This is a genomic window from Myxococcus sp. CA023, assembly GCF_010998615.1.
Taxonomy (GTDB): domain Bacteria; phylum Myxococcota; class Myxococcia; order Myxococcales; family Myxococcaceae; genus Myxococcus.
Genome location: NZ_JAAEAH010000056.1, coordinates 1 through 19,584, shown reverse-complemented (window position 1 = coordinate 19,584; position 19,584 = coordinate 1). Strand labels below are relative to the sequence as shown.

Annotated in this window: 23 protein-coding genes and 1 pseudogene; 7 read left to right on the top strand and 17 right to left on the bottom strand. The window is 66.3% G+C overall.

Annotated elements, in window-relative coordinates; genetic code table 11:
• The first annotated feature begins 70 nt into the window (after positions 1-70).
• Together F8M74_RS23835 and F8M74_RS23830 are read left to right on the top strand one after the other, a co-directional pair.
• Positions 71-262, top strand: a complete 192-nt coding sequence (locus F8M74_RS23835; RefSeq protein ID WP_228560046.1) for a hypothetical protein — start codon at positions 71-73, stop codon at positions 260-262.
• Positions 263-575: 313 nt separating this feature from the next.
• Positions 576-1,955: a hypothetical protein gene (locus F8M74_RS23830; protein ID WP_141254443.1), complete on the top strand. Its 1,380-nt coding sequence runs from the start codon at positions 576-578 to the stop codon at positions 1,953-1,955.
• A gap of 257 nt (positions 1,956-2,212) precedes the next feature.
• Here F8M74_RS23830 and F8M74_RS23825 read toward each other — a convergent pair whose 3' ends face one another.
• A complete protein-coding gene (locus F8M74_RS23825) occupies positions 2,213-2,527 on the bottom strand; it encodes a hypothetical protein (RefSeq protein WP_141254444.1) in 315 nt (104 codons plus the stop codon).
• Between the two features lie 96 nt (positions 2,528-2,623).
• On the opposite strand from F8M74_RS23825, the gene F8M74_RS23820 reads away from it, so the two are divergent.
• The 3 genes and pseudogenes from F8M74_RS23820 to F8M74_RS38685 all read left to right on the top strand — a co-directional run bounded on the left by F8M74_RS23820 (position 2,624) and on the right by F8M74_RS38685 (position 5,681).
• Complete coding sequence (locus F8M74_RS23820; protein WP_141341492.1) at positions 2,624-2,941, top strand: hypothetical protein; 318 nt, start codon at positions 2,624-2,626, stop codon at positions 2,939-2,941.
• Positions 2,942-3,143: 202 nt separating this feature from the next.
• Complete coding sequence (locus tag F8M74_RS23815) at positions 3,144-3,758, top strand: RDD family protein (protein WP_141254446.1); 615 nt, start codon at positions 3,144-3,146, stop codon at positions 3,756-3,758.
• Positions 3,759-3,809: 51 nt separating this feature from the next.
• Positions 3,810-5,681: pseudogene (locus F8M74_RS38685) on the top strand (HEAT repeat domain-containing protein).
• 36 nt (positions 5,682-5,717) lie between these two features.
• Here F8M74_RS38685 and F8M74_RS23805 read toward each other — a convergent pair.
• From F8M74_RS23805 to F8M74_RS23780, 6 genes are all read right to left on the bottom strand, one after another.
• Positions 5,718-6,596, bottom strand: coding sequence for a hypothetical protein (locus F8M74_RS23805; protein ID WP_194856998.1), 879 nt, complete (start codon positions 6,594-6,596; stop codon positions 5,718-5,720).
• A 275-nt stretch (positions 6,597-6,871) separates the two neighbouring features.
• On the bottom strand, positions 6,872-7,684 hold the full coding sequence (locus tag F8M74_RS23800) for an SMI1/KNR4 family protein (RefSeq protein ID WP_228560040.1): 813 nt from the start codon (positions 7,682-7,684) through the stop codon (positions 6,872-6,874).
• Positions 7,681-9,042, bottom strand: coding sequence for a DUF4150 domain-containing protein (locus F8M74_RS23795; protein WP_141254448.1), 1,362 nt, complete (start codon positions 9,040-9,042; stop codon positions 7,681-7,683). The genes F8M74_RS23800 and F8M74_RS23795 overlap by 4 nt, the downstream gene beginning before the upstream one ends.
• A complete protein-coding gene (locus F8M74_RS23790) occupies positions 9,039-10,088 on the bottom strand; it encodes a 3-oxoacyl-ACP synthase (RefSeq protein WP_141254449.1) in 1,050 nt (349 codons plus the stop codon). Before F8M74_RS23790 ends, F8M74_RS23795 begins: the two co-directional genes overlap by 4 nt.
• Complete coding sequence (locus tag F8M74_RS23785) at positions 10,085-11,107, bottom strand: DUF2169 domain-containing protein (RefSeq protein WP_141254450.1); 1,023 nt, start codon at positions 11,105-11,107, stop codon at positions 10,085-10,087. Before F8M74_RS23785 ends, F8M74_RS23790 begins: the two co-directional genes overlap by 4 nt.
• 6 nt (positions 11,108-11,113) lie before the next feature.
• The gene (locus F8M74_RS23780) at positions 11,114-12,403 is read right to left on the bottom strand and encodes a TIGR02270 family protein (RefSeq protein WP_141254451.1); all 1,290 of its coding nucleotides are present in this window, start codon (positions 12,401-12,403) and stop codon (positions 11,114-11,116) included.
• A 727-nt stretch (positions 12,404-13,130) separates the two neighbouring features.
• Here F8M74_RS23780 and F8M74_RS23770 point away from each other — a divergent pair.
• Entirely contained in the window at positions 13,131-13,313 is a 183-nt protein-coding gene (locus F8M74_RS23770; protein WP_141254452.1) for a hypothetical protein, read from the top strand.
• Between the two features lie 44 nt (positions 13,314-13,357).
• Here the strand turns inward: F8M74_RS23770 and F8M74_RS23765 are convergent, their stop codons facing one another.
• The 6 genes from F8M74_RS23765 to F8M74_RS38010 form a co-directional block, all read right to left on the bottom strand.
• A complete protein-coding gene (locus F8M74_RS23765) occupies positions 13,358-13,588 on the bottom strand; it encodes a hypothetical protein (protein ID WP_090495982.1) in 231 nt (76 codons plus the stop codon).
• A 5-nt stretch (positions 13,589-13,593) separates the two neighbouring features.
• A complete protein-coding gene (locus F8M74_RS23760) occupies positions 13,594-13,986 on the bottom strand; it encodes a gamma-glutamylcyclotransferase (RefSeq protein ID WP_141254453.1) in 393 nt (130 codons plus the stop codon).
• A complete protein-coding gene (locus F8M74_RS23755) occupies positions 13,983-14,468 on the bottom strand; it encodes a gamma-glutamylcyclotransferase family protein (protein ID WP_228560038.1) in 486 nt (161 codons plus the stop codon). The genes F8M74_RS23760 and F8M74_RS23755 overlap by 4 nt, the downstream gene beginning before the upstream one ends.
• Before the next feature lie 40 nt (positions 14,469-14,508).
• Positions 14,509-15,462, bottom strand: a complete 954-nt coding sequence (locus tag F8M74_RS23750; protein ID WP_141254455.1) for an amidoligase family protein — start codon at positions 15,460-15,462, stop codon at positions 14,509-14,511.
• 375 nt (positions 15,463-15,837) lie between these two features.
• Positions 15,838-16,179 carry a hypothetical protein gene (locus tag F8M74_RS23745; RefSeq protein ID WP_141254456.1) on the bottom strand — a complete coding sequence of 114 codons (342 nt, stop codon included), beginning with the start codon at positions 16,177-16,179 and terminating at the stop codon, positions 15,838-15,840.
• Positions 16,180-16,395: 216 nt separating this feature from the next.
• Positions 16,396-16,575 (bottom strand): hypothetical protein, encoded by a 180-nt coding sequence (locus F8M74_RS38010; protein WP_228560036.1) that lies wholly within the window; start codon positions 16,573-16,575, stop codon positions 16,396-16,398.
• A gap of 678 nt (positions 16,576-17,253) precedes the next feature.
• Here F8M74_RS38010 and F8M74_RS23730 point away from each other — a divergent pair.
• The gene (locus tag F8M74_RS23730; protein ID WP_141254457.1) at positions 17,254-17,589 is read left to right on the top strand and encodes a putative quinol monooxygenase; all 336 of its coding nucleotides are present in this window, start codon (positions 17,254-17,256) and stop codon (positions 17,587-17,589) included.
• Between the two features lie 152 nt (positions 17,590-17,741).
• Here the strand turns inward: F8M74_RS23730 and F8M74_RS23725 are convergent, their stop codons facing one another.
• The 4 genes from F8M74_RS23725 to F8M74_RS23710 all read right to left on the bottom strand — a co-directional run bounded on the left by F8M74_RS23725 (position 17,742) and on the right by F8M74_RS23710 (position 19,402).
• Positions 17,742-18,359 (bottom strand): DUF2924 domain-containing protein, encoded by a 618-nt coding sequence (locus F8M74_RS23725; RefSeq protein ID WP_141254458.1) that lies wholly within the window; start codon positions 18,357-18,359, stop codon positions 17,742-17,744.
• Between the two features lie 114 nt (positions 18,360-18,473).
• Positions 18,474-18,698, bottom strand: coding sequence for a hypothetical protein (locus F8M74_RS23720; RefSeq protein WP_141254459.1), 225 nt, complete (start codon positions 18,696-18,698; stop codon positions 18,474-18,476).
• Positions 18,699-18,770: 72 nt separating this feature from the next.
• Positions 18,771-19,040 (bottom strand): hypothetical protein, encoded by a 270-nt coding sequence (locus F8M74_RS23715; RefSeq protein ID WP_141254460.1) that lies wholly within the window; start codon positions 19,038-19,040, stop codon positions 18,771-18,773.
• 68 nt (positions 19,041-19,108) lie between these two features.
• Positions 19,109-19,402, bottom strand: coding sequence for a hypothetical protein (locus F8M74_RS23710; protein ID WP_141254465.1), 294 nt, complete (start codon positions 19,400-19,402; stop codon positions 19,109-19,111).
• Positions 19,403-19,584 lie beyond the last annotated feature (182 nt).

The following is a 19,584-nucleotide window of genomic DNA, read 5'->3' as shown; positions in this document are numbered from 1 at the left end:
GCCCGGCCGATGCCTATGGCATGGCCGCGGCGCGGCCACGGTGCGGGTGACGGCGCCAGGGCTGTACCGCGTGCGAAGCGTCGCGAATGCCCGGTGTGCTTTGGATGCCTACGTCGAGGTGTCGGACGCCGAGGGGGCCCTCCACGCCACCGTCCTCGGGGTGGATGAGCAGGTGTCGCGCACGACAGGGCCCTCGCTCCAGGCACTGGAAGAGCGATTCGGCATCACCTCTGTTCGAGCCGCGCGCGGCCCAGCGGAGTGATGCGGCTGACGCACTCGCGGACCAGCTCGAGGCGGGCTGCGTGCACGTCGTCCTGCCGTACGTGGTCCTCACAGTGGCGGGGCTGGAGGTGCCGCCCCTCCAGGCCGTCAGCGACAAGCAGCTCGCCCACGCGCGCCTCGCTCACACGCCTTGACGCACCCATGACGCAGCGGCCGAGTATTGGGTAGGCACAGGGCATCCGCTCCGGTACCTCGCGCCTACAAGTCGTCTGACACCTTGGTGGCGATTACAATCCAATTGACATAGATTACAGCCCCATTAGCATTCACTCTCAGGAGGAGGGCTTAAACACATGTTGACCGACTGGAGTTCCGACTGGAGTTCCGATAATCCCACATTTCAGGAGAAGCGAAAGCAAATCGAGATATATATAAACACGTACGGCTTAGATCTGACTGGACCAGGCGACATTCTCGACCCTGAATACGAAGAAAAGTTCATCCCGGCAGTACACGAAGGGTTCGCAAAGGGTCAAAAAGAAATTCTAACCGGACTAATAGAAATCGAAAAGGATCGATCGTCGCTCAAAAAAAACAAATCATCAAAGAACAGATCCGCCGAGAGGAAAATCATTCACTCGCTTGAGCGCCTGGAAGAATCCGAGGCAATTCTACGCAAGTTGGCCGACACAATCGCTTGGCAACTTATAGGAAATCAACTATGGCTTGCGCGACGCCTGAATACGGATGACTCGTCCCCGTCGCTAATTCACTCAAATGTCGAGTCTTATATTTCATTCGTTGATCGGTTCAATGTAGGCAATCCTCGGGGGTTTGCTCTTATTAGCGATTTGACGTCTTTCGTTCGCCTGGGAGACATTCTTGCCCGAGACGGAGATGAGCGCGCACTGCATGTGATTGAGCTTAAGGAAGGAAAGGTAAACGAAGAGTTGCTGCCTCTAGCTCAGTTTGCAGCAAGAACGAATTGCGAACACTTCATTGCGGAAGTTGAGAAGAAAGAGTCACCTAGAAAGTTCGAGCAATTCAAGAGACTCATCAAGCAGGCCGAACGCCTGAATCGGACACAAGAACTCATCAAGACAGGCGCTGGTCATGATGCTCGTGGCGATTTAGTTCGCCTTTCAGAGGAGGTTCTGGAGGAGCGTCTTTATGAAAGCCAATTGGCCTGTTTGATTGAGCGGTCCAGATCGTCGAATTGGGCAATTGGGATTGTTGAAAAATGCTTGTATTTGGGTGTTTATCGTGGTCCTTTTCGCGACGGGCGAGCATTTGATCTGTGGTTGAGAGAAGTGGAGTTGGACGGCCCGGTCTCGGATCTCCGGTCTGCGTTGTTTGTCCCGTTGGCCACCCCAATGTATCTATTCCCGACGCTCGCGCCCCACTGCGACGACATATACAGCGGGCACATTCGCGTACTCATGTGTCTTTCTCTGTCTCATTTTGCGGCTCTGGCAGAGACTCATGAGATGAAAGTTAGCTGGGTGGATCCCAAAAATGGAACTGACCTCAATCCTGGTTATGTTGGGCATCTGCTGTCGAACAAGGAGGGAAATGTAATGACATTGGCTTTCGATGGCTCTGCGGGCAATGTCGGCACAGGCGTGGTTTCGAGAATGTTCTATAATTTCACAACGCCGACGACCATACTGGAAATGCTTAAGTCCAATCTGATCCTTTCGAAGAATTCTGTTGAAGTCGACTTGCCGAAATAGTCGCACCGGTGGAGCTCCGGACTGAGGCAGCCCCTCATTTAGCAGGCTGGCGAGGAGGGGGTAGGCTGTTTGGTCCTGCAGATGCAGTTTGAGTCGTGCTCCTCGGGCCCGGTAGTGGCACTGCATGGCGACGACTTGGTGGTGGCGTCGCCAGCGACACCACGCCAGGGCATGAGCAAGCGGAGCCGCCGCATGCCGCAGAATCGCAACCAGAAGCCTTCGCACTTCCTGGACGGAGTAGCGAACGAGGGCGGCAGTCAGTGAAGGCCGCGCCAGGCGAGAAACGCGCGCATGGGGTTTCTTCGCTGCGGCAGGCCGAGAGCTTTTGAGGGCATGCCCTCCTGGGGTGGGAGGTTGGCCATGACTCGTGCGGAGGCAAGGAAGACGTTAGCCACCAGGCACAGCGTCATGTGCCGGTGCCAGGCCGTCCAGGTGCGCACCTCATAGTCCGCCAGGCCTACTTCGCCCTTGGCGGACTCGAAATCCTCTTCCACCGCCCACCTGCTGCCCGCCGCGCGCACCAGCGACTCCAGCGAGGCATTGCGTCGGGCGTGGGCTACGTAGAAGGCCACTTTCCCGTCCGTGAGGCTTCTGTGAAACAGTAGCCACCGTGACAGGCCCAGGTGACGGTTGAGACGCATGCGCGCCCAGTCGTAGAGGCGTGGCCCTTGGTGCCCGCGCCCGAGGACAGACGCGCCCAAGCCTCCGCGGCCACCTCCTGCACCATGTCGTCCGGCTTCACCAGCAAGGTGCTGGCGCGCGGCGCGAAGCTGCCGCGCTCCATTGTCGAGGAGCAGATGCCGATGCTCGCAGACTGGGTGCAGAGCCACCTGCGCGCGGAGACGGAGAGCCGCTACTGGCTGGACGGCCAGGCGCGCGCGGCCCCGGACATCGGCGTGGTGGGCGAGGCCGTCCGTGCGGCCCGTGCCTCGAAGGTGGAGATGCCCGCGGACCCGCTTCTCCATGTCGAGCTGGCGTGGCCATGAGCCTGATGAGGCTGTCGGCCCTCCTTGCCGAGCTGGCACCTGCGTAACCGACGTGCCGCTCCTCGACGAACGAAGAGACGGTAAGATTTCGTCAGGGTCTAGTTTACTAGACCCATTGGGTTCTGTTTGTTGGTGGAAGTGAGGGCTTTTCGCCGAAGAGGCTTGCCGTCACGGGGCGGCCGTAGCTGTGCTGCGGCCCTTCATGTCCGACTTCCGCGAGGCCATTGAGTCAGTTTCGGAAGCGCGATGCTCCGAGCAACCAGGCTTCTCCGCCGCCATTGCTTGTACTCGCTGCGGCACCTTCACCTGTGCCTTCTGTGCCTCGTCCGGAGCGGGCTTATGCCGTCCGTGCCTCCATGCGGCTCCAGAGCTGGCGACGTGCTGGGCTCGGCTCGCGGCATGCCTTGTTGACTGCGCCGCGCTCCTGCTGCCCTCCCTGTTCCTGGGCGTCCTCCGGTGCCTGGCGCTACCGGGCGAGGATGCGATGCAGGCTCCTGCGATTTACATCCCGGCGCTCTTCGTGTTGCTCGTGCAGGCGAACCTGATTCGAGGCACTGGGGCGAGCCTCGGCAAGCGGCTCCTGGGGATACGCGTCGTCCGCGGAGACGGACTTCCAGCGGAGGTGTGGCGGATCGCCCTGCTGAGGAACGCGCTCCCAATGGCGCTCTGCGGCTACTGCGTCTGGTTCGGCCTCGTGGATGCGCTCTTCATCGTTGGCGAGGAGCGGCGATGCCTGCACGACTGGGTGGCCGGCACACGCGTCGTGAAAGCCCCTGGAGCGGAGCGCTCATTCGCGGCGCGGCCCGTAAGTGGCTGAAGCATTGGTTCGAAGGCCCTCCACAGCGAGGAGTGATTGAGAGGCGATGACATGGAGGGAGAGGTGAAGCCTGGGCACCGCTGCCGGTTGGTCGGGCTCGTGTGCGTGGTAGTGGCGCTGTGCCTGGGGTGTTCCCGGCCGTGGAAGCGGGAGGACACCAGGACATGGGAGAGTTGCTGCGACGGGGCCGACGCGTGCCTTGCGCTGCTGCAGGAAGTCCACGGCCCCGACATGGGGGAGAGGTGGCTGCCGCCGGAGCAGGCGTGTGCAGCCTGGAAACTGGGGCGCGCGGGGGAGGAAGTCGTCCCTCGGCTGATTTCGCTGCTTCGGCATTCGGACCGTCGCGTGCGCGGCGGTGCAGCACAGGCGCTGGGCGAGATGGACGGGAAGGCCATGGGCGCCGTACCTGCGCTCATCGAGGCGTATGAGCGGGAGCCCGGTGGGCTGGCCCTGCACGCGCTCTCCTCACTCGATGATGAGCGAGCAGGGCCAGCCATTGTGCGCCACCTCCTGGAGTCGCCCACGTCGGCCCTGGAGCACCTCGGCCCGACATTGGCCCCGGTGCTGGTAGAGGTGCTGGAGAATCCGGAGTCGAGCTGAGAGGCGCTGGTGCTCGTGCGCCACGTCCTCGCCAGGCGCTCCTCCATGTACACGGAGATGTTCGTTACGCGCCTGCGGACGCTCCTCGCGCGGGAGCTGGAGGAGCCCACTCTCCGGCGCCCACCAGGGATGTCCTGCCCCTCGGCGCCTGCTCCAAGCTGCGAGGCGGTTTTCGATGGATGCACCCCGCGAGCGGCCTACGTGGCGTCCGTGCTGGCGGCCCACGTGCGCCTGGGGGCGAAGGCCGCGCCCGAGGCGTTGCAGGCGCTACAGCGGGCGGACGTGCGCCTCACGCCCGTGGCGCTGCAGGCGCTGGTGGCCTTCGGGAGTCCTGCTGCGGTGCCGGGCGTCCTTGATCAGCTCGCCGTGCCCGAGTGCCGTGCCCGGGCCCTCGCGAGCCTTGCGTCCCTGGGGGCCGTGGCGCGGCCAGCGGCGACGGAGCCGTTGCTGCGGCTGCTGGCCACGGGGAAGGAGGGCTGGGAGCGCGCGCGGGCCGCAGAGGCCCTTGGACGCGTGGGAGACGCAGCCGCCCTCGAGGCGCTGCGCCAGGCGGTGTACGCGCCGCACAGTGAAGTCCAGGCCGCGGCGGTTGCTGCGCTGGGCAGCTACTCCTTCCATGCCTATGCGGAAGAGTTGGTGCCGCTGCTCCAGCGGGTGGTGACGACGCACGCCTCTCCGGTGGCGAGGAGCCACGCGAGGTTGGCCTTGGAGGGACTCTCCGGACAGGAGGTGCAGCCCGCGGAGTCCATCGATTGCGCCGACCTCAGTCCAAGACGCGCCGGAGGATGGACGCTGCACGAGGGACACACCTCTGTCCAGTTGCACTGGGACAAGCCGAAGGCGCCCCCACGAGGAAGTCCGTGTGCATCCGTGCCTGGACGGGACTCCGCCTCCGTCCTCGAAGTCATGGGGGAGGCATGTCTCGTCGGGTGGGACGACGGGGAGTTTGGGGGCACGTTGGAAGTGCATGAGGCGGGGCGAGTGACGGTGCTGGAGGAGCCCCAGGCCAACCCCCTGGTTGTCGTGCGGATGCACGGCACCCTCGTGGTGGTGGATGGCCTCGCGCACATGTTCGGCGGCGCGGGGAGTCTGGTGCGTGTCGACGCGTCCGAGGGGCGGTGGCGTGCCACGCCTTGGGTGACTCTCCCTGGCGCACCGATGGCATACGCACTGGATGAAGCGGGGGACTTGGTGGTGGGGACGACGAACCAGCGACTCGACGCAGTCGTGTGTGGCCGGGCTGGCACCTTCGCACCCGCCCACGTGGTGCGCGTCACTGAGGACGGGCGCCTGGCCCCCGTCGAGCCGGACGGACGCCCCTGACGCCACCGCGCGGGAAAGGGCGCCCGTCCCGAGTCCTCATGGTCCGTGACGCCGGGCTGTTGTTGCCACCGTTGTTGCGGAGGCATGTGTGACGGCCCGCGTCTGAGGGGCACACCGCGTGAGGATGTGCTTCCACCCATTCCTCGCTGCCGCGGCTTCACGAACGAGTTCCACGACTTCGCTCACCGACACGCGCTCGTCGGACGGTGCCGCGCAGGCCGCGTACTCCTCGGCGAGCGCCATGCGCGCCTGGCGGTTGTCGCCGGCTTCAAGGACGCGGCTATATGCCTCGCAGGCGTAGGCGAACGTCTCGCGTTTCCGGAAGTCGATGTCGAGGAGCCACTCGCGTCGGCGTGTCTCGGGCAGGCCCGCCGTGCGGCGCTTGCAGTTGTGAAAGACGTGGGCCGCCTCATGGACGAGGAAGTCGGCGAAGGGGGACTCCTCGTCGAAGTACGAGAGGGAGACGTAGCATGTGGTGTGCTCGCTGAGGCCAAGGATGCGGGGCGCGTCCTCTCCCAGCAGCTCCGCGCCGACGCCGAGGAGGTACAGGTTGGCCAGGTCCCAGGCGGTATTCAGCCAGGAGGACTTCAGCAGGACTTGGACGATGTTGGCCGGAGTGACGAATACGACGGAGCGTTCCAGGACGGCGAGGACGGCGTCCTGCTCCTCGCGGGGGAAGAGGCCTCGCACCATGGGCTCCACCTTGCGGCGGGTGAGGGCGACGACGTCGAGGCCTTGGAGCTTCTCCGGCACGTCGAGGCCCGCGGTGCGCCGCTGCACTTCCGTGACGAGGGCCTGGCGGAGTTCGTCGCGCGCCCGCCTCTCCCTTTCGAGGACGTCGCCCGGCCAGGCCCTGCAGTGGACGTCGTAGTCGCCGGTGCGAAGGAAGCGCTCAATCTCGCTGCGGGTGTCCATGGAGGGGCCTACTCCAGCCTGTCGCGACGAGTGCAGCAAGAGACTGTGTGGCTGATGTAGAGAGCGAGGATGCCACCGCAGGATAGCACGCCTTCTGGTCCGCGCTGCCCTCGTGCAGGAGAAGTGTCTTGCTGCCTCAAGGGCATGCACGAGGCACAGGGCAAGCGGGCCATGCCAGCCTCGCTCCCATTCGCCATCAGGCTCGCGCGCAGCATTTCCTCTGCGCGCGATGCAGCGTTGAGGAGGTCTTGAACGCCATGTGGACGGTGGCCCCGTCAACCACCGCTCAACTCTTCCTCATGGTCGCTGATGACTTCCTCCAGAATCCGCTGCTGTGCCTTGTCACGCGCACGCAATCTCAGTCCCGTACGCGGAATTGATGCTGTAGGTGCTCGGATAAGGGCAATCGTGCCATACTCTGTGTGCTCCAGAGGAACCACCTCTGACGAGGCCCCGAGTTCGGTGAGCGAGAATCCCAGGCGCGTGAGAAAGTCGTATGTTCTGGCCGGAGTCTCGGGTTTCCGCCCAAGGCTGTAGTACTCCGTTTGCTTCTCCGGTTCGGCATCAAAGACGATTCTGGATACAATGATTGTTCGCAGCCAGTCGGAGAAGGTTGGGAAGGGTCGCTCTACCTCCCCCTTCCCACGGACCAGGTCCTCTTCGTGAATGCGGATGATTGCCGCGTCCCGTCCGTCGGGTGTTGGACGGAAGAGTTCGAAGATATCGTCCGTGTCGCGCCTCCCGGTAGTATTAAACTCATCCTCCTCGCCAATGGTGAACCTGAGATACCGGCGAGCATCCGGCCGTTCCCGTTGCAGGTCCTCGCGGTCCTCCAGCAGCGCCGAAATAGAGGTTGTGCCGAACGTCAACCGCAGGCTGCCAGTCGATGCGCCCATCGTCTCCAGAAACTCGCGATACACGTGAGGCAGCGCATTGAGCCCTCCATGCGGCTTGGCCAGGACGGCAATCTGGTCGGCAGTGGCCGGCTTGAAGCCCTGGGTGCTACCGGGCTTCCATCGCTCCATGAACGCAAGCAAGCCCGGCATCGACAAGGGCGGGGGGGCCTCAAGAAGCTTCGACCAGGTCATCCGCATTTCTGCACCTCGATGTCACACCGAGCCATGAAAAGTGTGTCCTGACACGACTGGCAGGAAAGCACGGTCTCACCCGACTTGCGTCGCATATCAACGCGTTCCCCATCGGCCTCGACACTTCTACCTTCATTGAGGGCAGCGACGACCGCCGCGACACTTGGAGGCTTCCATGCCCCCGCCCCCATGCCGTCAGGTCCCACTGCTCTAACCTTGGGTGGAGAGTATTCGGAGGGGCCGCGATAGAGTACTGGGTAGGCCAGCTTCCTGGCGCTGGGAAAGGCGAAGAACATCTCCGTCATGGAATTCGCGACGTGGCCGCTCTTGCCGATGAGTTTGGCGCCCGCGCAAGTTCCAGGCTTGTTGTTGTATCCTGCTTTTTTATCGGCGACTGACGTCTCCGTATCGTCCCACCGCTTGGTGAGCTTTCTGATGGCCTCAGTGTCTCCCGCGGCACACCTTGGATTGAGGGCAAGGAAGTCCTCCAGCGTGGCGGCCTCGCCAATAACGGTGCATCCGTGAGCCTCGGCGATGGCGATGAAGCCAGGAGGCACCTCGCCACCCGACACCGCGGCGAACCTCTCGCCGTCGCGGCACACCATGACGCCAAACATATATCCGGTAGAGTCCGCCCGTCGATGGCCCTCAAGTCCCTTGCGCTTCGCCTCGAGTTTCTGAATTTCGGCCCTTCGCTCATCCAGGGTCGCCTGTTTTGGCGGTGGATTCGTGCCCTCGAGAAGGCGCTTGAGTTGGGCTTCCTTTGTAATGATTCCCTGATGGACCGTGGCCCACTCGGCCTCGCGTGCCTTGAGGTCCTTGAGAATCTTCTTGGCAATGGCGAGGCTTTGCTCCTCCTCGGTTTCTTGCCGCTCAATCACCGCGTGGCTGTCCGGGTCCTTTTGGCAGATGATGCACGCGCCCTTGAAGTCGTCGCCATAGGCGAAGCCCGTTCCCGCCCGTCCATTCGACATGAACGCGGTGTTGAAGGAGTTGCCGTTGTGGAGGGTGACGTCGAGGTAGCGCACGACGCCCTTGCCCTCGAACTTCACGTCCACGCTGCCGCTGCCCCAGGCCAGCTTCCCTTTGAATTTGGAGGAGATGAGGCCGCCCGCCGTCCCCGGCTCGTCGCCCGAGCTGACGCTCAGCTCGGAGTCCGTCAGCGCCACCGGGTGGCCGTTGATGGTGACGCTCTTGCTCCCCTTGGTGAGCATAGAGTCCTGGGCGGAGTTGACGAAGGGAGTGGGCACTGGCCCGCCCGGTGTCGGCACCTTGCAGACGTCGGGGGCCGCCGAGGTGTGCGTGTTGCCGCTCCCCTTGTGAATGATTGAGCGGCCGTTGGCGTAGACTTTGCTCATGCCTTCTCCTTAGCACTTCGAATCATCTCCACGACGCAGGCGCCGATGCGTCCGCTGTCGGAACTGCCATAGACGAGCGTCCTGCGCGCGCCAGCCTGGCGCCAGCGCGCTCGGTGCAGGGCCACGCCCAGCATGACGGGGCCCGCGCCGGCCCCCGCGTCCCCCAGTCCTTCCCCCGCGACGAGGACGCGCAGGGGCTCGGGCATGAGGGCGGCGTTGCGCAGGTAGGCGCGGGAGAACTCGGTGGCCCAGAATGAGTCACCGGGTTGGCAGGCCAGGACTGCGTCCACGCATCGCCCGCCCGTTGCTGAGTCCCGCGTCAGGGCATGGAGGGCTTCCGTCAGCCCCTCGGCCAGGCTGGGGCGGCTCTGCGCGAAGGGCCTCGGCTCCACGGCGAGCGACGTGCCCAGCAGGACGCCGGAGGACTCCAGCTTCAGGGGCTTGAGGGCGCTCGGCCGCGCCAGGGCGACGAAGCCCGCCGCCTCGCCTGGAATACGCCCGTCCGGATTCGGGCGCCCCAGGTGCAGCCGCGCGCCCACGTGCGCCTCCAAGGAAGCGCTGTCGGCCAGCGAGTCCACCGCGCCCACCAGGGCCAGCGCCCCCGCGCGTCCGGAGTGCAAGTCCTTTTGGGCCGAGGCCAGGGCCTCAAAGAAGGCGGCCCGCCCAGCCGCGTGCACCTGCACGACGTCCAGGCGCCCGTCAGTCTGGGCCAGCAGCGCCGCCACCAGCGCCTCCTGCTCCACCTGGGGCCCCAGCCCCGCCTCGGGTAGCCCGAGGTACAGCGGCACCCGCCCCGGAGGGAGTGCGTCCATGAGCGGCCGTACGCCGGCGAGTGCCTGCCGGGCCAGCGCCACCATTCGCTCCGTGCGGGAGAGGGAGGCGTCCAGGAGACTCAGCCGGGAGGCCCGGACGGGCTCGGCCACCGCGTCCAGCACCTCCGTTTCCGCGAAGCGCACGAGGCCCGCGCGCAGCGAGGCCAGCGTCATGTGTGCCGAGGTGCCCACCGGTGTGCACAGGCCCAGCCCCACCACCTGCACTGCACTCATGGCGTGTCCTCCCCGGGCAGCAGCAGCCGCACGGTGCTTACCTCATGCGTGGCGAACTGCCGGTGCGCCGGAAACGTCGCTCGCCAGGTGAGGACGAGTCGGCCCTCGTCCGGCTCCAGCAGCACCGTGTCCAGCACCATGCGCTGCTTCACCCGCCGCCCCGCGAAGGTGCAGCGGGCCAGGAGTCGGTGAGAGGGGAGGCGGAATGCGAGCGGCCCGTCAGGAGAGACACCTTCCAGCACCACTGGCTCTCCGCCCTGCAGGTGAGTCGGAGCTCGCAGGCCGTCAGGGGCGACGTGGAAGAAGCGCTCGTCAAAGTCCCGGGGCCAGAGGGGAGCGCGCTTCTCCACCCAGGTCGCGTCGTACGTCCCCGCCCAGCCCAGGCGCGGCTGCCAGTGCCTTGCCACCGGGCCGAAGCTGCAGGGAGGGGGCCTGTCCGCCCAGCCGCGCACGAGGGACTCGGGCGCCTCAATGGAGGGGAGGGGCTTCTCCAGCGCCTCCTTCGCGCTGGTGTAGAAGCCCCGGCCCACGGGGTTGCGCGCCTCATGGCCCGAGGCCGTGGTGCCGCCGAAGGCGTACTCGTAGCGCAGAGGCAGGGACTCGAAGGGCAGGGCGTCCGAGGCACTCAGCCCCATGAGGCCGCGGTACCACACGCGAGTGCCGAAGACAGTGGCCCGCTTCTCCAGTGCGCCCACTCGCACCGCCACCAGCGTCCGTGTCACCTTGCGGCCTCTCGGCGCCCAGGCCTGGCCGTGTAGTAGCACGTCGGTGCCGGGCCGCGTATAGGCCGACTGCGACTCGTAGCGCAGGCTCGACTTCTCCGGCTCGCCCCAATACGTGTCCGTGGTGACGGGCTTCGGCTGCTCCTCGCATACCGCCAGCGGCGCGTCCGAGGCGCGCCCCGCCGGGGGGAGGACGAAGCTGCCGGCGACGACGAGGACGAGGCACTCCTCGCCCTCCTTCGTCAGCGAGAGGAAGTCGGTGGCCGCGAAGGGCGTGAAGTTCTCCAGGGCGGGCATGGGACGTCACCGCAGGGTGGAGGCCAGGGACGTGCTCTTCAGTCGGGCGCAGGCGCCACGGGCCTGGGCCAGGGCTTCGCGTTGGCGCCAGGTGAAGGCGCGGGTGGGGATGACGTGCTGCCCGCCGGTGCGAATCGCCAACTCCCGCGCCAGGACGTGGCGGCGTCGCATGGGGCTGGACGCCAGCGCCTCCACCAGCACCTGGCCGCTGAAGGGCTGCCCCAGGAGGTAGCGCGTGCCCTTCGCGAAGCGCGCCTGGTTTTGCGTCCACCAGTCCTTCACGGCCGCCACCCGCGGCCAGGGCAGGTCGTCCTCTGGGCGGGGCGTCAAGTCGGCGTCGAGGCTCTCCTGCTCTTCCGGCGGTACCGGCGCGCCTTCAGGCGTCTCTCCTGGCGGTAGGGCGAAGGCGCCCTCCAGGCGCAGGCCCGTCATGGCCGAGAAGGCCTCTCCCGCCAGCCGTGCCACCTCGGGCACCGCGAGGTACCTCACGCAGGACTCCATGGCCGCTACCCGCCCGCTGAAGCCCAGGGCCCAGAGGGTGTGGGCACGCAGCTCGGCGGACTCCAGCAAGTCCACGAGGAGGGAGGTTTCCGTCTCGTCACCACCCAGTGCCACCAACACCATGGCTTCCTGGGTATGAGTGCCGGGCGCCTGCACTGCCTTACGACATGCTTCCCAGGCCAGCTGCACTCCAGAGGCAAGGCCCGTCTCCATGGCCGCCGCACGAATGCCGGGGTGGGCCGAATCGAGCAGCGCGGGCAAGTGCCTGCGCACCGTCTCCTCCGGCAGCGAAGGCGCCCCGCGCAGGGCGGCGACTCGCGCCCGCGGCTCGTCATGGGTGAAGAAGCGCGCCAGCACCTCCACGGGCGCTTCCTGGCGGAAGGCCAGCGTCTCCAGCACTCCCGCCTGAAGTACCGTGTCCTCCAACTTCAGCAATTCGAGGAGGCGAGGGGCCAGCCCTGGTGCTTCACTCACCTCCAACGCCCGGAGAATGGCGGCACGGGTGGGCGCTTCCGCACCTCGCAGCCGTACCAGCACCTCGTCCACCTGGCCCAGCCCCAGCAGCGCGTAGGTTGCGGCCGAGACGCGCAGCGCTTCCTCCGAGTCGAAGGCCGGGCGCAGCACGGTGTCGAGTGCGGACTCGTCCTCCAGCCCCTCCAGGTGCGCGAGCAGTCTCTCCTCGAGCGTTGCCACCTCGCCGAGAGTGAAGTCCGGCGCCTCCAGGGCCCTCTCCCACTGCTGCCACCGGAACTCGGCCTCGTCGAGATACTCCTCCAGCACGTCTACCAAAAGCATGTTCCCTGCTTCCCCCTCTATTCCAGGAAGTATAGCCGCAAGGGCTGACATGGAGGGAATTCCTTCCTTTCGCACATAGGGTTGGTGCGTGAAAGCCATTGCTTCAAATGCGGTGGCAATGGCGAGCACTGAGGAAGAGTGCGCGGCCGGGGCAACGAGTGCCGAACCCCGCACGGCAAGTCACCGTCAGTCTGTGGGCAGAACTCGATAGCTACTTGGCTTGATTGGAACCACGCCCTTCAGTGGCATCGCCCTTCGGGGCAGTTCAATTCATGGGCCAATGTCGCCAGGGACTCCAGCCCGTGGGCGGCGGTGGCTGGCGTCTTCCTTCCCGGACTGGAGAGTGCAAGCCGACGGACGTGGGCACTGGGCCGGCGCTCAGCACGTCCCGAGTGAAGAGGAGTCCGTGAAGGTGCGGCATGCCACCTGCTCTCCACCCTCTCCATGAGCATGAAGAAGCGGCGGGCACGCGCGGAGCGCCTGGGGCGGGTAGAGGTGGAGTTGCAGCGGGCGTATGCGTGCTTGGACGGAAGTCTCAAGGCGCGGACGCGGTTGGCCGCAGCGAAGGACGCGTATCGACGGGCGGAGGAGGCTGCGCTGACGGCGCTGGGCGCGCGCGAGGCCTTGGTGCTTGTGGAGGCGCGCGGGGCCCACGAGGGCCTTCTTCCCGCAGTGGAGGACGCCCCGACTGGACACGGCGTCACGTCCCTCGGTAGGCAGACGCCCCATGACGGACGAGGAACTCAACGGGCTCGAAGGGCACTACCTGCGGTTGCTTAGCGACGACCCCGCGGAACAGGGGACGCCGCTGCAGCGCGCGGCTGAGGATGTGCTTCGCCTGCTGGGGGAGGTGTACCTGCTGCGGGAAGCCCTGCGCGAGGCGATTCGCCAGGGGCTGAACGGGAAGTAGCGCACGCGCGAAGTCCTCATGTGGGGCGCTGGGGGAGGGCACCGTCACCCCCTCGTCGCCAGGCCCTCGCGCAGCATTTCCTCCACGAGCGACGCGGCCTTCTCCTCGTCGGATTCGCCCTGGACGCGCAGCGCGACGGACTCGAAACGCTGGGCATTGCCTACCACCCAGTCGATGTACTCACCCAAGGACAAGCGCTCCACTCCGAAGGCGATGTCCTGCATTCCCTTCACGATTTGGACGGCCGTGCCCTGGAGGACACGCCCGTCACGCATGACGATTACCATGATTTCCTCTCTTGAATGTGTCGACGCCAGCAACCGGATTCGATGGTGGGGCAGCCTGCCAGCCGCGCCTTGGGAAACAGGTATGCCTCGACGCGCGCGCCCCCGTCGAGGGTAATGGGGCTGCGTTGGTAGAAGCGGGGGTGGCCCTCGAGCCTGTCGAGCGCCGCTAGCGTGAGCGCGTCGACTTCGTACACCTCCCCTTCGACGGTGTGCTTGCCCCCGGAGGCGAGGGCGGGGAAGGGCCCGTAGTCGTAGAGGGTGAAGCGGGGCTGCGTCCGCGCCGGGCCGACGAGGTGTGCGCCGCGCAGGAGGTGGTGGTTGGGCTCGCCGGACAGCAGCGTCCCGTAGACGAAGACGCGCGTGACGGAGGTTGAATCGCGCTTCATGCCACACCTCCCAGGGCGCCTGAGAGGGCGGCGCGGTTGAAGCCCAGGCGTCCGTAGGCGTGCCAGAGGACGAGGAAGTAACGGGTGGCGGGTGGCCAGGATTCGAAGCGTGCCTCGGGCTGGAGGTACACCAGTGCGCGACGGCGCTGGCCAGCCCTGTCCGTCACCAGTCGCGTGGCGCGCTGGTACGCGAAGGGGGGCCCCTCGAAGGCGTCGAGGGCGCGCAAGTCCCCCGGGGTGAGGCGGTAAAGCAGCCCCTCGACGTGGGCGCCGCGCACGCGCTGGAGGCTGGCGACGGCGCCGCCCCAGCGGCGGCTGTACCCGCCGAACACCAAGGTGTGGCCGGGAAGGGTGGCGCGGGCTTCGACGGTGGCGTTGGGGCAGCGCGTGCGCATTTGGGCCCTGTCGAGGTTGGAGCCGTAGGCGAAGTAGAGCATGGGTTTCTCCGTGTTGAGGGCGGGCGCGCGGCCCGCCGTAGTCATTGCGGCCAGGGCCCTCAAGGGCCCCGGCGTGAAAGCCGCCTCAGGCGGCGAGGGCCTCGTGCGTGCTGCCCTGGGCGCCCCCAGCGCCGCCCTGCGTGCCCTCGCTGTCGGGCGTGCCCTCCCCGCTCGGGCCGCGCCTGTCGCGGCGCTGGCCCTTCCAGGCGGCGCTGCCCTCCAGGCGCTTGAGGAGGTGGAGGCGGGCCGTCTTGAATTCCTCGCCGATGAGGCCGAGGTGAAGGAGGAACACCCGGAAGTCGTACTTGGCGGTGGCGGGGTTGAAGCCGCGGCGCTTGCTGGAGGCGGCCTTCGAAGCCAGGGCCCGGGCGGCGAGGGCCAACACCAACTGGACGTAGGCCTTCACCTCGCCTGCGTGCACCGTGCCGTTGAAGTACCGGAATTCGATGGTGCCCCGGAAGAAGAGGCTGTTGAGGTTGAGGCCGTGGTAGCGGCTGGAGTCGTAGCGGTTGGGCATGCTGTTGCGGCGCCCGTACCAAGCCTCATTCACGTCCTGGAGGGTGCGCGGGCGCCGTGCCTCCAGCCGCTGGAGGAAGGCCGCGTCGATGGGCCGGCAGTACCGGGCCAGCCGCGCCGCGCTCACCCCGAGGGCCGTCTCCAGGAGGCGCTCCTGCTTGTGCACCATCTTGACGAGGTTGGTGACGCCCTTCGCGTCGAAGCGGCTGCCGTCGACGTGGATGTGGATGCCAGTGGAGGCGTCGGCGCGTGCGCCGGCCTCGCGCGCGGCGCGCACCACCTGCTGTAAGGCGTCCATGTCCTGGTAGGTGAGGATGGGGGAGACGATTTCACCGCTGTACTCGCCCCCGCTCAGCGAGGCGTCCGACACCACCTTCCAGGCGCGGCCCTGGGTGTCCGTCACCTGCCAGCCCCGGTAGTCGCCAGAAACGTGCCCGCCCACCGTGCTCTGAATCGCATGGGCCAGCTTCTGGCGGCTGGCGCCAACCGTCTCAATTTCAATTCCAAACCGGAGCGTCTTCATGGAGTTTGCCTGTCGCGTTCGCGCGGGGCTGTGGCGCCCGTCGCGAAACGCATACACGCTCTGGTGTGCGAATGAAGCAAGTCATCTTCGGCAACTGGCAATGTGGATTTGGCTGTCTGGAGTTGTCGCGAGAATTCGCGGGGTTTCACGCCGGCCTTCTGTGGGTGGCGCGCAGCCCGGCGTTTCTGGGCTCGGGGCGGTAGGCGGAATTCCAGTGTGTGTGATTGTCCTGGCGATAAGCCGGGGGATTGGCGGGATGTGTCGGCGCGGAGTCCCCCTCCGCGTCCGCTGGTTCAGCCGGAGCAGCCGTCCACCGACGCCGGGCTGCTGGCGGGCGCGCGGTGCTGCGGCGCGGGTTCCCCCTTCCTCTGCTGCTCAGCGCGGCAGCACGGCGTTGAGGAGCGCCATTCCCCGCATGGCTTCGGCATGGTCCCCCTCGGCCAGCTCCAGGTAGACGCGGCCGTGATTCGCCTCCTCGAGGCGCTCGGTCTGCACAATCCATCGCTCGCTGGTAGGCGTGCGCAGCTCCAGGCTGGCGGCGAACGTGTAGAGCATCGCGCTCGTCTCTCGGTGGCTGGAGCCGCGCGGGAGGAAGAAGTCCACCTGCGGCTGAGGCGTGCCGTATCGGTTCTTGCTGAGGCTCAGAGTCACCGTGGCGTTCTGGGGGGCGGTTGCCGTCGTCTGGCCAAGGCGAGGGGGCTTGGGGGTGGTCTTCATGGTGTGCGTTCCTTTGGGGTTGGCGCGGCGCTTTGTTGTTCGTCGCGAAACGCATACATCCCTGCGTGGGGGTGCGAAGCAAGTCGTGTCTGGTGTTTTGTACTGGATGTGGTTGGCGCCGAGGGTTGCGGCGTGTTTCGTGTGGTGTTTCAGTGTCACGGGATTGGGAGAGGAGCCCGCGCGGTGGTGCGGCGCGGGTTCCCCTGCCCCTGCCGTTCAGTCCAGCAGCAGGGCGTTGAGGAGCATCATCCCGCGCATAGCCTCGGCATGGTCCCCTTCGGCCAGGTCCAGGAAGATGCGGCCGTGGTTCGGCTCCACGCAGCAGTCGGTCCGAATGAGCCACCGCTCGTTGGGTGGGGTGTTCAGCTCCAGGCTGGCGGCGAAGGTGTAGAGCATTGCGCTCGTCTCCCGGTGGCTGGATCCGCGCGGTAGGCGGATGTCCACCTGCGGCTGAGGCGTGCCGTATCGGGTCTTTCCGAGACTCAAAGGCCCTCGCGATATTGGCGATCGCCTGCGCCTGCTCTTCGTGGCGCAGGTGGAACAGGACGCCCCATGCGATCGCCGAGTCGAACGGCCGCGCCTGAAGCTCACACGGCTGGATGGGCGCGCAGAGGACCGGCACATCGGGGAAGTTCGCTTGAAATCGCGCGAGCAGTTCGCGGAGCTATCCACCCCCAGCACGTGGCAGCCGTGCTCCAGCAGCATCCGCGTCAGCGGCAGATCCGTGCCGCAGCTGACATCCAACACCCAGGCGCCGGCCGGAAGCGCGGCCGCGAGCGCCGTCACTTCCGGGACGCCCATCTGGCCCGTACGGTGGGAGGCATATCAGTCCGCGATCAAATCGTACTCGTGCATCCGTCACCCTCCTCCAGGGAGTCGTCCCCGCACCGCACGCCAGCGCAGGACCGAACCTGCCCCGCGCCGCGCCAGAATCAGGACGCTGCGCCATGCGTGCGTCAAGAGGATGCTGCGGGAAGGGCGGCTCCACCGGCATGCGTTCGTTGACGACTTCGAGCCTGTCGGATGGTATGACGGACGCCAGCCCTCGAAATGCAGCCTGTGCAGGAGCGTCGAATGAGCCTTCTGGTGATTTGTGAATTCAAGACACGGACCGGCGGGGAGGCGGAGTTCCTCCGAGCGGCGCGGGCATTGGCCTCCGTCGCCGCGACCGAGCCGGGAACATTGCGCTACCAGTGGTTCACCACGCAGAAGCCCGGTCACTATTCGATAATCGAAGAATACGTGGACGCTGACGCGGCCGAAACACATAACAACCACGTGGGCGCACTGCTCCGGGAGCTCTTCGCGGTGTCGGACCTGGTGTCGATATCGTTCTTCGGGGAACTCAACACGTACTTGCGCGAGTGGGCGACCGGGCGCGAGGGTGTCGCGGTCAACGTCGCGTTGTGACGTCGCCGGGGGGCAGGCCTGCTCGGGACGCCATTCCTCGTTGCAGATGCGAATGCACGGTGTCGCCGTCATCTTCAACCGGTCGAGCACCTCCCAGATGCCTTGTGCAAGGATGAGGGCCGTCGCGTGCTGGTTGGTTGCCATGGCGGGCCTCACTCCTCAGCCTTCGGAGCGAAGTGCGCTGCGGCCTCGGTAGCGCCCATGGCCGTGAGTTCGTTGTACAGCGCGCGTGTGACGAGGCGCGTGCGGCTCGGCAGGCCCGCGTCGCGCCAGGCCTTGTCCAGGGCCTTGATGGCTTCGTCGTCGAAGGAGAGGGGGATGACGCGCTTGCCGTCCTCGCGCACCTTCAGCTCGCGCTCGGGACGCGGGCCCACCGGCACGCGGCCGGCCTCCGCCTCCCGAATCTTCCACTTGAGGTAGGAGACGTCGCTGCTACCCGTCGGGCGCCCCACGACTTCGCGGTACTTCGCCTTCATCTCCTCCAGCGACATGCCAGCGAAGCGCCCGCGCCGAGGGGCAGGCTGCGTGCCTGCGGCCGGGGCAGCGGCCGGTGCGGCGGGCGCCGGAGGCGCGCTGGGGGCGGCGGCCGTCGCCCGGCGGGAAGGGCTGCGCCGCTTCTTCGCGGCGAGGGACTCCTCGATGCGGCGGATGAGGTACTTCTTGTTGGGGCTGCGCGTCTCCTCGCCCACCACTTCGCGGTAGCGGGCACGCAGCTCCGTCAGGTTCATGGACTCCAGCTTCTTCGTCTTCGAGGCGGTGGTGCGGGGCATGGTGGTGTGTTCCTTTCCGGGCCGTGGGTACACGTCTGCCATTCGCAAGGGTGGCCCGGAGGCCCTCATGCGCTGGTGCCCCGCTGGGCGGGGCGTGGTTGGTGAGAGGAGGCGCTACTTGCTGCGGGTGTTGCTGGCGGCGCTCAGGCCGGCCTGATAGGCGGCTTCGAGAGCCTCCTTCAGGCGCCACACCGCCACGTCGTGAAAGTCGAGGCTGTCGCTGTTGCGTGTCTTCAAGGTTTCAATGTTGAGTGCTTCGCTTGCTATGCGTTCGAGGGTTGCCTCGGGTGCCCGGGCAGGCTTCGCGGAGCTGGCGGTGCGTGGCTTGCGGGGTGTCATTGTTTCGTCCTTCCGCGCGCCCTTGGGTGGCGCGCATGAGGCATACATGCTCTGTTGCGCGCGTATGGCAAGTCATTGTGCGCTGGGATTGCGACGGCTCTTGAGCTGATTCGGTGCGGCAACGCGAGTGCTGCCGGCTGCGTCGAGCCCAGCTTGGTAGGCCGCTTCGAGGGCATCCTTCACTTCCCACACCGCGACTTCGCGGAAGTCGATGGGGCCGATGCGCGTCCGCAGCGTGTCGAAACCCATGTGCCTGTTGGCGATTCTCTCAAGCGCTGCATCGCGCGATGGGGAGATGGCCTGCTCTTCGGAGGCGCTATACGCCTCGGGGGTGTCTGTCATGGCTTTCTCTGGCGCGCCTGCTCGCGAGCGCGTGCGTACGTGCTCTGTCTCAGGTGCAATGCAAGTCGCTATTTGCGAAGATTCGCGAAGCACTCCAAATCGATGGCGCGCGGGTCGACATGCACGAAGGAGGTAGTGCCGTCCGGGCGAATGGGGGCCGCGTCGATGCGGTCCTCGGCCGTGACGCCCCCGAGGCGCGCCAGCTTCTCGTCCGTGTCCGCGTAGTAGTCGTCTGCGTCCGGGTCGGCGTCAGGGCGGGTGCCGCCGTGTAACACGGCGAAGATGCGGACCCTTTGCCCCTCAGGGCACCCGCACGATAGGTGATCGGAATCGTTAGGGACGGCGGGAGCAAGGGTGGGCATAAGGTGGCAGGTGGGATTGGTTGCCCCCTTGCCATGACCAGAACGGAAGAGACGACCTCGAGTGATGGGATGTCCCTGCTGCTCTTTGCGCGTTTTGCGGCGGTGGAGGACCCGAGGCGGCACGCGCACAAAGTGGTCTTCCCGCTCGAACTGTTGCTGCTCATCGTCTTTGGAGCGGCGCT